This window comes from Porphyromonas bennonis DSM 23058 = JCM 16335, from assembly GCF_000375645.1.
GTDB classification, from domain to species: domain Bacteria; phylum Bacteroidota; class Bacteroidia; order Bacteroidales; family Porphyromonadaceae; genus Porphyromonas_A; species Porphyromonas_A bennonis.
In genome coordinates this window covers 5,001-17,529 of the sequence record NZ_AQWR01000035.1, presented here as the reverse complement: position 1 = coordinate 17,529, position 12,529 = coordinate 5,001, and the positions used below count along the sequence as shown (strand labels likewise).

Genomic DNA, 12,529 nt, shown 5'->3' with positions numbered 1-12,529 from the left:
GCCCCTCGACCCGGGGCTAAAAAGCGGGCACCCCTGTCGGGGTGCTTCGTTCACCACTCTTTACAATGAGTTGAATGGTTTCTGTACCACTCAAATGCGTCACCCCTGCTCCTCTGTTAGACAGGGTCCCCACTGATATAGGTATACTTGTACTACACAAGTAAGACAATAGTAGCTATGAAACAAGAGATAGACTTCCTCCTGTACAGCATGCCAGACAGGGGAGAGCGTAAAGGTTGTGGTCAAGGACGAGACGGCTTGGTGATCCCAGAAGGCGATGGCACAGCTCTTCGGAGTGGGCTACCGAGTCAGCTCCGTGAGAGCAACGAAGTTCCGTCAGTGGGCAACACAAGTCCTGAGGGAATACATCCGGAAGGGTTTTGCAATGGATGATGAGCGGCTAAAACAGGGAACGGCGTTTTTTGGCAAGGATTACTTCCTGGAGCTGCTGGAGCGTGTCCGTTCCATCCGCGCGAGTGAGCGCCGCATCTGGCAGTAAATCACCGACATCTATGCTGAGTGCAGCATTGACTACGACAAAAGGTAACACCTTTACGATGGAACAATTTACCGTCAGCGTGGACAAGTTTCTCTCTTTTAATGACTACAAGATCCTACTCGACAGAGGGCGCATCTCTGCTACTGAAGCAGAGGCGAAGTCGGAAGCGGCGTATGACATTTTCAATAAGACTCAGCATATCGACTCCGACTTTGACAAGGTAGTAAGGAGAATGCTGAGGTAGCTCCCGATTTGGGCAAAATCAGAGGATCACAGACAGGAACTCGCGAAGAGACCTACCGCACACTCTTGTGACATATTTTTCACTGAAGAGACAGGAGAGGACAGGAAGAGACAGAGGGTAGACGTGTCGGGCGTACCTTTGCAGCTGCAAACATATCAAAGGTCACTGAGTCAATGGTCCTATTGATACCTATATATGGAGGAAGCACCGCCCCGGGTAAGGGATGGTGCTTCCTCTGATGGCTATGGGATGGGGATCAGTCGCCGATCATGTAGTGGTGGTAGCCCTTGAGTCGCTGCCAGGCTCCACGAGTGAAGTCGGGCACCTCGACGGGTGCGAAGCCGTGCTCAAGAGAAATCTGGGAGAGCGGGATCAGCGAGCACCACTCGGCCATGTCGTAGACATCCATATCGAGTGGCAGACCATTGCGGAGACAGTAGATGAGACGGTAGTCCATAATGAAATCCATACCGCCATGACCACCTACCTCCTTGGCACGCTTCTCCAGTTCGCGTGTGATCGGGTGCTTGTACTTCTCGTAGAGCTCCTTCTGCATCTCGGGACTTACCCAGCTGTGGGTGGAGAGGTCATCGACTGCGGGCATACCGGCATCCTTCAGATCCGTACCGGCGAAGGCGTAATGCTCGGCAGGGTACTTAGAGGCGTAGCCCTTGGTGCCGGCGACATTGTACTGGCGGCTGTAGGGGCGATGCGTGGTGACATCGTGGTGGATAAAGATGGTGCGCCCCTTCTCCGTGCGGATCATCGTCATGGTGTGCTGACCATTGGCTACCTTGGCATCCTTCATACCGCGTGTCTCCTCGAGGTAAGCGGGGAGGTTGCGGGGCGTGGTGTCCATGGAGACAAGGACATTCATCTTATCACCACGGTGGAGATCGAGGATCTGAGCGGCGGGGCCCATGCCGTGGGTCGGGTAGACATCGCCACGATGCTTGATATTGTAGTCCATACGCCAGTCACCCTCGTAGTAAGGCCAGAAGTCCTCCAGATTGTGGATATAGCCACCCTCGGCATAGAGGATGTCGCCGAGGAGCCCCTTATTCTTCATATTAAGGGTGGTCATCTCGAAGAAGTCGTAGACGCAATTCTCGAGCATCATGCAGTGCTTGCGGGTCCGCTCTGAGGTGTCGATGAGTGTCCAGATGTCGTCCAGAGAGAAGGCAGTCGGCACCTCTACAGCAACGTGCTTGCCCTGCTCCATAGCGTACTTCGCCATCTCGACGTGGGTCTGCCAATTGGTCACAATATAGATCAGGTCGATATCGGGACGCTCGACGAGCTTCTTCCACGCGTCGTCGGAGCCGTAGTAGAGCTCTGCCGAGTGGCGACCATTCTTCTTGAGGATGGCGTTGCTCTTCTCCGTGCGATCCTGGTGAAGGTCGCAGAGAGCCACGACATCCGTGCCCTCGATGACAGACAGGCGGTCGACGGCACCCACGCCGCGCATACCGAGACCGATGATACCGATCCGGACGGTCTGGAGCTTGGGGGCACGGAAGGCTAGCATATCCTGCTGCCCGGCAGGACGCTCCGGGACGGTAGTCTGGATCATACGCGAGCAGGTCTTGTCCGAACCTCCCTTCTTGGCGCAGCAGTCCTGAGCCATGACCGGAGAGATCATAAGGGCAGACAGGAGAGCGGCCGCGAGATACTTCATCATTTTCATAAGAACAAAAGGATTAGTGATTAGTTTGCTATTTCGCCCCAAATATACCAAATGAGATTGGGATCGTCGGTGTTTTAAGCCACTCTCACAGGGGTTCTGTAAGGGTGAGGACTCATTTTTAATTACATTTGTGCCAAGAAATCACAGTGCCATAATGACTGACAATCACTACTACTTCTACCTCGAGAATGGGGTACAAAAAGGTCCGGTAACAGCTGATCAGCTGGCGAGAGCCATCACCCCTCGGACTCTGCTTTGGCGCGAGGGGATGGAGGACTGGACCGCAGCGGAGGAGATCCCGGAGATCAGAGCTCTATTGGGTGGATCGGAGATCGTCTCGGACGAGCCCGTGAGTGCCGTCCGTCCGCCACTGCCACCGGGCGAGCGGAGTGCAAGAGCTATCGGCGCACCGACTAAGCCCAATAACTATCTCATCTGGTCAATCCTGCTGACGCTCCTCTGCGGCAGTATCCCCGGGATGATAGGCATCGCCCTGGGGATCACCTGCAACCAGCAATATGCCAAGGGCGACTACAGGGGTGCGGAGCTCACCTCGTCGATGGCTCGCAACTGCATCCTCGTGAGCGTGGTCCTCGCTGTGATCCTCCTGGGCGTGCTACTGATGATGTTAACCACCTTCGGGAGCGTCTTGCATTACTCACTCACCGATATCCTGGAAAACAGCTGAGGAGAATACGGACACAGGTGCTAATGTTGTACCTTTGTCCTCTTGACCGACTAGGTCACGATTCACTTATGACCCTATCATGGAGAAGGAGTACTACTATATAGATGAGCACGGGGAGCAATTCGGTCCCTACTCGCTGGAGATCTTCCGTCTGCTGCCACTCAGGGGAGAGACCCTGGTGTGGCGCACCGGGATGGGTGAGTGGACAGCTGCCGACACGATGGAAGAACTGAAGGGGTTTCTACGTAAGGAGAGTCCAAGCCCTGACACCGGTGACAGGCAGGTGGAGTCGGGAGCGCCGATCCCTCCAGCCGCGCAGGAGAACCAACCCAGCCGCCCTATGCCCAAGAGCTGGATGACGGAGTCGATCATACTGACGCTCCTCTGCTCGATCATCGGGCTGATCCCCTTCTTCCACGCCATGCAGGTCCGCAACCTGTACCGAGCGGGAGACTACGAGGGAGCCGATAGGGAATCGGCAACGGCTAAGAAATGGTTTTACATTGCTCTGGCTATCGGTCTGGTGGTGGATGCACTCTACCTACTCTACTTTAGGGATCATCTTCCCAACGCCCTGCTATGAGACTCCGACAAGAGACACTACTTCTACTCCTACTGACCCTCGCTATGCCTGACCTCCACGGACAACTTCACCGAGTCATCTCCAACCCCTCAGGTGCCATCGTGGGGAGCATGGTCCCCGTCCCGGGCGGATCCTTCGTCCTACCGGGGACTGACAAGCCGACCGAGGTGGAGCCCTTCCTGATAGGCACTCACGAGGTGACGCAGCGAGAGTACCACTTCATCATGGGCGAGGACCCATCCTTTTACTCCAGTCCGGACAAGTCCCGTCTGGCCCGATTTGATGGCGAGGGGATCTACCGCAGCGACACGTACAAGAGGCCGGTGGAGAGCATCTCCTGGTACGATGCGGTGACCTACTGCAATAAGCTGAGCCTCCACGACAATCTGACACCGGCATACACCATCACCGGCAACACAGTCACGCGAGACTACGAGGCGGACGGCTATCGCCTGCCGACGGAGGCGGAGTGGATGTGGGCAGCCATGGAGGCGGACAAGATCCAAGTAACAGCGAAGTGGTCAGGCGGACCGGGACTGACGATGACTCGCTATGCCTGGTATAGGACCAACGCCTATGCGGAGTGGAACCCCCTCTATAACCCCGCCGAGATGGTTCGCCGACCGGAATACGGCACCCGAAGCGTCGGGACGAAAAGCCCCAATAAGCTGGGTCTCTACGACATGTCCGGCAACGTCTGGGAGTGGTGCGAGGACTGGTATGGTGAGCGTACGGCCACCTACGGGGGACCAGAGAGCGGAGTCTACCGTGTCGCCAAGGGTGGATCCTTCCACTCACCGGCCCTCGCTCTCCGTTTGGACTACAGAAGGAAGCAACTCCCCGACTGCCCCAGCCGCCTGATCGGCTTCCGGGTCGTCCGCTCCATCGGGACAAATAGCACGACAGGACATGAATAAATACCTAAGGAAGGGCCTATACCTGCTCCTACTCCTCCTACCGACCGCATCACCTGTCCAAGCACAGACCATCGAGATGGCACAGTCACAGATAGACAAGTTAGCGAAGATAGAGACGGACAGCCTCGCCTCCTACGCAGACAGCTACACCTACGACGAGGAATACTTCGCCGAGAATGAGCCTGCTACGATCTACTATCCGAAGAATCTAGAGGGCAAAGTCCCTGCCGTAATCGTCGTGCACGGCTTCAATTGCAAGCAGAAGTTTCTGCAGAAGATCCCCCAGCACCTCAGTTCGCACGGCTTTATCTGCATTACCTACACCGCTCTCGACCAGAAACGCCCATTCCAATGGCCTCCCGGGCTTATGGCAGTCTACGAGATCCTCCGAGGTGAGAGCATGAGACCGGACAGTCCTATCTACGATCATGTAGACCTTGATGCGGTGGCACTCGTGGGACACTCCATGGGCGGTGCCGGAGTACTCCATACCGCAATGATGCCCTACCCCAATGGTCTGAGAGGTAAGATCAAAACGGTCGTCGGTCTTAATCCCTACAACGGCGGTCCACTGGTGGCTGAAGTGGGCGGCGGTGCCAATGACAGCCTCGGGGACGACCTCTCCCACCTCGATATCCCCACCATGATCGTCACAGGAAGCTACGACATCGTCGCCTTCCCCTGGAAGTCATTCGCCTTCTACAACAGTCTCGGTGGCTCAGCTAAGCACGCCTTCCTCTCGATTGATAGGATGGACCATGCCGACTGGTACTTCATCCCAAGCGAGCCCAAGTACCCCATCCTCCGAGCCATCCTATACAGCTGGCTCAGGGCGTACCTGGCTGACGACTCCGAATACCGAGACTACTTCGTGGACCGTCCAGGCAGCTCCTTCGACAAGTACCTCAAGCCCCTACTCAGCAATACCCCCAATCCCCTCACCCGAGGAGGCGAGCCCTTCCCGCCATACGCCCTATCAGAGGAGGAACCACTTGGCACAACCAACTAAAAGTGCTACCTTTGCAGTCGCAAATGTCACCCGGACGTACGGGGTGATCATGCGTAAATATTATTCACCACTCATTATTTGTCACTAGATATGTATCTGGATACAGCAAAGAAGAAAGAAATCTTCGGTGAGTATGGTACGTCAGATCAGGACACCGGCTCCGCAGAGAGCCAGATCGCTCTCTTCACGTACCGCATCTCACACCTCACGGAGCACCTCAAGAAGCACCCACAGGACTTCAACACCTCTCGCTCCATGAAGCTCCTCATCGGTAAGCGCCGCAACCTGCTCGACTATCTGATGCGCAACGACATCAATCGCTACCGCGCCATCATCGAGAAACTCAACATCCGCAGATAATCATTATCACCCGACTAAGAGGGTGTCACATAGAGGTAAAAGGTCAAACAAGGTAAGATCATAACCTCAGGGCTTGCAAGAAGTAAAAAACTTTCTTACCTTTGCAGAGCAATAGCACGAAAGTTTTCGGTCCGTTCGTCTAACGGTTAGGACGCAAGATTCTCATTCTTGAAATAAGGGTTCGATTCCCCTACGGACTACTAATTCTTCCCCCACTTCTTGCAGGGACACACTCTCTAACGGGTGCAGATAGAATAATCCAATCATGGCAAATCATAAGTCAGCACTTAAGAGAATAAGACAAGCCAGCGCACGCCGCACGCACAACCGTTACTACGGTAAGACGATGCGTAATGCGGTCCGCGACTTCCGCGCCCTCGATGATGCAGCTAAGGCTGAGGAGACTCTCCCGCAGGTTACCTCTCTGATCGATCGCATGGCCGGCAAGGGTCACATCCACAAGAATAAGGCTGCCAACCTGAAGCACTCTCTCGCAGAGAAGCTCAATAGCCTCAAGGGTCAGCAGGCTAACGCCTAAGAAGCCGAAGTCATCGCCCTAGAAACGATCTCGGCCCAAGCTATTTGGTCCGTTCGTCTATCGGTTAGGACGCAAGATTTTCATTCTTGAAAGGTGAGTTCGACTCTCATACGGACTACATAGTTTACGAGCTGTCAGTCACTACGACTGACAGCTCTTTTTTTGCTCCATACCACCGGGCTAGCTCTGCAGAAGACAGCAGGAGTATGTCACGCAGCAAGCCATAGAAAATGAGAGCCTTAGCCGAAGTAACTCTCACTGATCTCTAATACCGGTATTAGTTTGGAGACACCATTGGTTCCATTTTGCCGAGAGGACTCAAGGAGACAATTGGTCATATCTACGCAAATTGGTAATTTTACCACTAAGTATATACGAGACTTATATCCGATCCATTATGAAATTTACAGTAGGCAGTCAGCAGCTAAGCAGCAGGCTATCGATCATCAGTCGCGTGGTCCCCTCATCCAGCAAGACCGGAGGCACTTCGGCGATCATCAATGACATACTCTTCGAGATCAAGGGAGGCATCCTCCGCATGACCGGCACGGACGGCGAGACACGCCTGACCCTCTCGCTGCGCACTCAGACGCACGAGGGCGAGGACTACACCATCTGCATCCGCCCGGAGCACCTGCTCCTGCCACTCAAGGAGCTTCCGGCACAGGACCTCACCTTCGACATCGACACGGACAATCAGCACATCAACGTCCGGTACAATAACGGCCACTTCGACTTCGTCGGTCAGGATGCATCCAACTATCCCGACGTGGCAGCTCTGGAGGAGCAGTCCACCGTCCTCGATCTACCCACGAGCATATTCAGCAGAGGACTGACCTACACCGACTACGCCGTATCGGTCGAGGACACCCGTCCACTACTCGGCGGCGTCCACATCGATATCAGTCAGGAGCAGATCTCATTTGCCGCTACCGATGGATACATGATGGCGCTATACAAGAATAAGTCGGTGCAGCTCACCGAGTCTCCCGAGAGCAAGTCCTTCACCCTACCGGGCAAGCCGGTGTCCCTCATCAAGCTCCTCTTTACCCACCGGAGTCCCGGCACCACCTCGGATGTAGAGGGTGCTGAAGGAGCAACAGAAGAGACTGCTCCGACGCTGGAGGACACGATCCGCGTGACGGTGTACGCCAATTACGCCACCTTTGAGCGCGAGGACATGCGCCTCCAGTGCCGCCTGCTCGATGGCAAGTATCCCAATTGTGAGAGCGTCATCCCACAGGACAATGATAAGAGCATCATCGCTGATCGGTCGCAGCTGCTTGCAGCCTTCCGACGCGTTTCCATATTTGCCAACGATGCGACCAAGCTGATCAACCTGGTCCTGACGCCTAATCAGCTGCAACTGGATGCAAAGGATCTCGGCTACTCCACCTCAGCACAGGAGACACTGCCTGTCAATTACAGCGGGACGGAGAAGTTTGAGATCGCCTTTAGCGCCCTCCACCTGATCAAGATCCTGAGCATCCTCCCCGGGGACGATGTGGAGCTCTTACTCGGTGACCGGGCTCACGCCGCCATCATCACACCTCAGGAGAGGGATGAGGACGAGACAATCATCGCCGTAGATATGCCGCTGCTGATATGAGTCTGATCGAACAGCTCCCACAGCTCCGACTAGAGAGACCACTCGTATTCTTTGACCTCGAGACGACCGGCATCGACCCGGCCAGAGACCGGATCGTAGAGATAGCGCTCGTCAAGGTGCTGCCGGACGGCAGCCAGGAGACACTCTCTATGCGTGTCAATCCTCAGTGCCACATACCGGAGTCATCGACCGCAATACACGGTATCAGCGATGAGGATGTGGCTGGCTCTCCCAGCTTCCCCGAGGTCGCTAAGCGTGTGGCAGGATTCATCGAGGGATGTGATCTGGCGGGGTACAATTGCAACCGCTTTGATCTCCCCATGCTTAGCGAGGAGTTTTATCGCTCCGGCGTGCCTGTCGACCTGCACAGCCGTAAGGTGGTCGATGTGCAGGTGATCTTCCACAAGCGGGAGGCGAGGACGCTTACGGCGGCGCATCAGTTCTACTGCGGATCCACCTTCGACGGAGCACACGGGGCTCTGGCGGACACCCGGGCGACGTATAACGTCCTGCGTGGTCAGCTCGCCAAGTACCCCGACCTCCCCAATGATATTGACAAGCTCGATGAGTATACGACGCAGCGGAGGATCGTGGACTTTGCCGGACGCTTCATCTATAACGATCGTGATGAGGTGGAGTTCAATTTCGGAAAGCACAAGGGACGTCTCGTCTCAGATGTGCTGAGGAGGGAGCCGGGATACTTCTCCTGGATGATGAGCAGTGACTTCCCGGAGGACACGAAGTTTCAGCTGCAGAAGATCAAGAAAGAGATCGACCTCAAGAGCGATAGTCCCAACCATGTCTAACCTGAGTGGCAAGCACATTGTCCTGGGTGTCACCGGCAGTATAGCAGCGTACAAGGCTGCGCCGCTGATTCGCCTTCTGATCAAGGCGGGAGCAGAGGTGCAAGTGGTGATGACCGAGGCTGCGAGGGAGTTTATCACCCCCCTCACCCTCTCCACGCTCTCCGGTCGTCCGGTACTGTGCGACTTCTTTGACCGAACCGATGGGTCCTGGCACAGCCATGTCGAGCTGGGACTATGGGCGGACCTCTTCCTCGTGGCACCCGCTACCGCCTCCACGATGGCGAAGATGGCTTATGGCATCGCAGACAACCTTCTCGTCACCTGCTACCTGGCGACGCGGGGTCGGGTCTACATCGCTCCCGCGATGGACCTCGACATGTACAGCCACCCATCCACGATCGCCTCAGCCACCCGTCTCAGGGAGATGGGCGCCACGATACTCGAGGCCGATGAGGGGGAGCTCGCCAGCCACCTGGTCGGCAAGGGACGACTCCCCGAGCCGGAGGAGATCGTCCGGAGACTGGAGCTGGATCTTGAGGACGAAGTTCATGCCGACGCGCCCCTGAGAGGGAGACACCTTCTGATCACATCCGGTCCGACGTACGAGCGGATAGATCCGGTTCGATTCATCGGTAATTACTCCTCCGGACGGATGGGGAAGGCTCTCGCAGAGCAAGCACTTCGTCTCGGGGCAAGGGTCACCTTCGTCACCGGGCCGGCTCAGATCCTTCCCTCTCCCGACCAGAGACTGGAGATGATCGGGGTAGAGAGCGCCGGGGAGATGCTGCAGGCATGTCTCGGAGTAACTTCCTATGACGTGGGGATCTTCTGCGCAGCTGTGGCAGATTATAGGGTAGCAAGCCCCGAGATGCAGAAGGTCAAGAGGGAGCACCGCCCTACGTTGACGCTAGACCTGGTCTCCAATCCCGACATTGCCGCACTTATGGGCGAGCGGAAGGAGAGTGATCAGGTCCACATCGGATTTGCACTCGAGACCCATCTGGATCTTAGCCAAGTGCAAGATAAGATGAAGCGGAAGAACTTCGACCTCATCGTCGCCAATACTCTGGAAGATGTCGGCGCAGGATTTGGGACCGAGACCAATAGGGTCACGCTCCTGAGCAGAGATGGATCGATAGAGCAGACTCTGCCGCTGATGAAGAAGGAGGAAGTAGCACTTGAGATCCTCAGGACACTTCCTAAGCTTTTCTGATCCCCATTATGCGCCTCACACGTCTGCACCTTCTACTCCTTACCGTTACACTGCCCGCTATGCCTCTAACTGCTCAGCAGCTGGTGCAGGCACGGGTGGAGGTGGACGCTTCAGCACTTGGTGCGACGGGGGCAAAGGAGGTGGAGGGACTCAGGGAGCGCATCCGGAAGTTTGCCGATGGCTTCAGTCCCGACGTGAGACTCAGCATGACGCCAAAGGAGCCGATGCAGGTGTCTCTCTATATCCGACTGACCTCAGGGGCAGGACAGCACTTTACCGGAGACCTCACACTGACAGCCTACAGGCCGATCTACGGGAGTGAGCGACAGACGCCGCTCTGCCTGGTAATGGAGCGGGAGGTGCCTATCCAGAATAGCGAGGCAAGGAGCTTTTTCCCTCTCCAGGGGTCGATCCCGGAGAGTATTCTGGGGCGTCGCCTATACTACTATCTGTCGGTGGCAATGCTGCTATACTACGACTCATTCGACACACTGGGTGGGCAGCCCTTCCTGGATCACCTCCTTCAGAGATCGGAGGAGCTCGGCGATGCCTGGAGAGAGGTGGGCGACCTGCGCGCTGCACCGCTGAGTCCGGAGCGGCTGCTGCCAGAGCTGAGAGGCAGAGAGGGGACAGAGGTGAGGGAGCTCTTCTGTCTCTACCATCGCGAGGTGCTGGACGAGCCTGTGGAGTCGAGGGGAAGAGAGAGCCTGATGTACTGGCTGAAGGAGATGAATAAGCTGCGCCTCTCTATGCAGATCCCGAGACTGATACAGATGATCGGGGAGACCAAGTCGGGAGAGCTGAAGCAGTGGAGTAATGATCCGGAGGTAAGAGCCCTGGTAGAGGAGCTTATCCCATGGATCAGAGAGTAATAGTAAAAGGGAATGATCACACACCTCCATATCAAGGACTTTATCCTCATAGACCTATTGGAGTGGGATCTCCGGGAAGGATTTACCTCCATCACCGGTGAGACCGGCGCAGGTAAGTCGATCATCATCGGCGCCATAGAGCTGATCCTCGGCGGGAGAGCAGAGATCCGCAAGATGCTCCGCCCCACAGCCTCTAAGGCAGTCGTGGAGGCTACTTTTCTTCTGGAGGAAAAGATAGGACTAAGACCTGTATTTGAGCAGAATGACCTCGACTACAGCTCCACCTGCATCCTGAGGAGAGAGATCCTGAGTAGCGGGAAGAGCAGAGCCTTTGTCAATGACACACCTGTATCTGCAGCGCTGCTCAAGGAGATAGGCGACCACCTGGTCGACATCCACTCCCAGCACCACAATAGACTGATCGGAGATCCGGACTTCCAGCGATCAGTCATAGACATGCTCTCAGACAATAGCAGCCTAAGGGAGAGCTACACCGAGAGCTATGCTCAGTACCGTGACCTCTCTGCACAGCTCACTGCAGAGCAGGAGAGAGTCCGCAGAGAGAGGGAGGAGGAGGACTACATCACCTTCCAGTACAAGCAGCTGGACTCCGCACATATTACTATGGGGGAGGAGGTGGAGCTTCGGGAGCGACTCGCTATGGCGGAGCATGCGACGGAGATCTCTCAGCTGATGCAGGAGCTTGCCGGTCTCGACGCCTATAGTCGAGACGATGATACATCTGTGCTCTCGAGGATCCACACCCTGTCGCACGACTGCAAGGGGCTGGCTGACACATTCCCTGCTGCCGGCGAGTATGGTGAGCGGCTCGAGGCGGTCTACATCGAGCTAAATGATATCAGCAACAGCGCTGCACGAAGACTTGATGAGATCGAGATCGACCCGCAGGAGCTGGCTCAGCTCCAGGATCGGATGAATCAATTGCAGTCGCTCATCTACAAGCACAATGTATCGGATGGCGATGAACTGATCCAGCTAAGGGATAAGTATAAGGAGCAACTCGACTCCATCACCTCTGCGGAAGACCGCATAGGCGAACTGAAGCATAAGGTGGACGAGGCTCATCGGGCCGCCTCCGATCTTGCGGAGCAATTGACTAAGACAAGAGAGCAGGGGATCAAGTTCTTTGTCCCCTCTCTCATGGAGGGCATAGACGAGCTGGGAATCAAAGGAGCGTCATTTAAGGTCAGCATGACCAAGACAAAGGAGCTGACCGCCACCGGTCAGGATGAGGTCCAATTCCTCATTGCGACCAATAAGCAGACCACCCTACTCCCCATCAACGAAATCGCCTCCGGAGGAGAGATCTCCAGGATAATGCTCGCCCTTAAGGCGATCATCGCTGAGCATCAGATCCTCCCGACCATCATTTTTGATGAGATAGACACAGGTGTCAGCGGACGTGCAGCAGACCAATTGGGACGCATCATGAAGCGCCTCAGCCTCCATCTGCAGGTTCTTTCCATCACGCACCTACCGCAAA

General features: G+C 55.8%; 12 protein-coding genes, 2 tRNA genes and 1 pseudogene (1 of these 15 running past the window's edge). 14 read left to right on the top strand and 1 reads right to left on the bottom strand.

From position 1 onward, the window contains the following. Positions 1–177: 177 nt before the first annotated feature. Positions 178–743: pseudogene (rhuM, locus tag B088_RS08610) on the top strand (RhuM family protein). A gap of 256 nt (positions 744–999) precedes the next feature. Here rhuM and B088_RS06565 read toward each other — a convergent pair. After that, positions 1,000–2,370 carry a Gfo/Idh/MocA family protein gene (locus B088_RS06565; protein WP_245546733.1) on the bottom strand — a complete coding sequence of 457 codons (1,371 nt, stop codon included), beginning with the start codon at positions 2,368–2,370 and terminating at the stop codon, positions 1,000–1,002. Between the two features lie 214 nt (positions 2,371–2,584). Here B088_RS06565 and B088_RS06560 point away from each other — a divergent pair, with 214 nt between their 5' ends. The 13 genes from B088_RS06560 to recN all read left to right on the top strand — a co-directional run. After that, positions 2,585–3,118 (top strand): GYF domain-containing protein, encoded by a 534-nt coding sequence (locus B088_RS06560; protein WP_018107622.1) that lies wholly within the window; start codon positions 2,585–2,587, stop codon positions 3,116–3,118. Positions 3,119–3,197: 79 nt separating this feature from the next. Next, on the top strand, positions 3,198–3,701 hold the full coding sequence (locus B088_RS08375) for a CD225/dispanin family protein (protein ID WP_018107621.1): 504 nt from the start codon (positions 3,198–3,200) through the stop codon (positions 3,699–3,701). Next, entirely contained in the window at positions 3,698–4,618 is a 921-nt protein-coding gene (locus B088_RS06550; protein WP_038973990.1) for a formylglycine-generating enzyme family protein, read from the top strand. Before B088_RS08375 ends, B088_RS06550 begins: the two co-directional genes overlap by 4 nt. Beyond that, positions 4,611–5,627 (top strand): poly(ethylene terephthalate) hydrolase family protein, encoded by a 1,017-nt coding sequence (locus B088_RS06545; RefSeq protein ID WP_018107619.1) that lies wholly within the window; start codon positions 4,611–4,613, stop codon positions 5,625–5,627. Before B088_RS06550 ends, B088_RS06545 begins: the two co-directional genes overlap by 8 nt. A gap of 90 nt (positions 5,628–5,717) precedes the next feature. Then, positions 5,718–5,987, top strand: a complete 270-nt coding sequence (gene rpsO, locus B088_RS06540; RefSeq protein WP_018107618.1) for a 30S ribosomal protein S15 — start codon at positions 5,718–5,720, stop codon at positions 5,985–5,987. Positions 5,988–6,115: 128 nt separating this feature from the next. Beyond that, positions 6,116–6,187, top strand: a tRNA-Glu gene (locus B088_RS06535). A gap of 65 nt (positions 6,188–6,252) precedes the next feature. After that, positions 6,253–6,525 carry a 30S ribosomal protein S20 gene (gene rpsT / locus B088_RS06530; protein ID WP_018107617.1) on the top strand — a complete coding sequence of 91 codons (273 nt, stop codon included), beginning with the start codon at positions 6,253–6,255 and terminating at the stop codon, positions 6,523–6,525. Between the two features lie 46 nt (positions 6,526–6,571). Then, positions 6,572–6,643, top strand: a tRNA-Glu gene (locus B088_RS06525). 279 nt (positions 6,644–6,922) lie between these two features. After that, positions 6,923–8,134 (top strand): DNA polymerase III subunit beta, encoded by a 1,212-nt coding sequence (gene dnaN, locus B088_RS06520; RefSeq protein WP_018107616.1) that lies wholly within the window; start codon positions 6,923–6,925, stop codon positions 8,132–8,134. Next, the gene (locus B088_RS06515) at positions 8,131–8,940 is read left to right on the top strand and encodes a 3'-5' exonuclease (RefSeq protein WP_018107615.1); all 810 of its coding nucleotides are present in this window, start codon (positions 8,131–8,133) and stop codon (positions 8,938–8,940) included. The genes dnaN and B088_RS06515 overlap by 4 nt, the downstream gene beginning before the upstream one ends. Then, the gene (gene coaBC / locus B088_RS06510; protein WP_018107614.1) at positions 8,933–10,153 is read left to right on the top strand and encodes a bifunctional phosphopantothenoylcysteine decarboxylase/phosphopantothenate--cysteine ligase CoaBC; all 1,221 of its coding nucleotides are present in this window, start codon (positions 8,933–8,935) and stop codon (positions 10,151–10,153) included. The genes B088_RS06515 and coaBC overlap by 8 nt, the downstream gene beginning before the upstream one ends. Positions 10,154–10,212: 59 nt before the next feature. After that, positions 10,213–11,025 carry a type IX secretion component PorD family protein gene (locus B088_RS06505; RefSeq protein ID WP_018107613.1) on the top strand — a complete coding sequence of 271 codons (813 nt, stop codon included), beginning with the start codon at positions 10,213–10,215 and terminating at the stop codon, positions 11,023–11,025. Between the two features lie 12 nt (positions 11,026–11,037). Beyond that, positions 11,038–12,529, top strand: the 5' portion of a protein-coding gene (gene recN, locus B088_RS06500) for a DNA repair protein RecN (RefSeq protein WP_018107612.1). It continues 188 nt past the right edge of the window; 1,492 of the gene's 1,680 nt are visible here — the first part of the coding sequence; the start codon lies at positions 11,038–11,040; its stop codon lies off the right edge, out of view.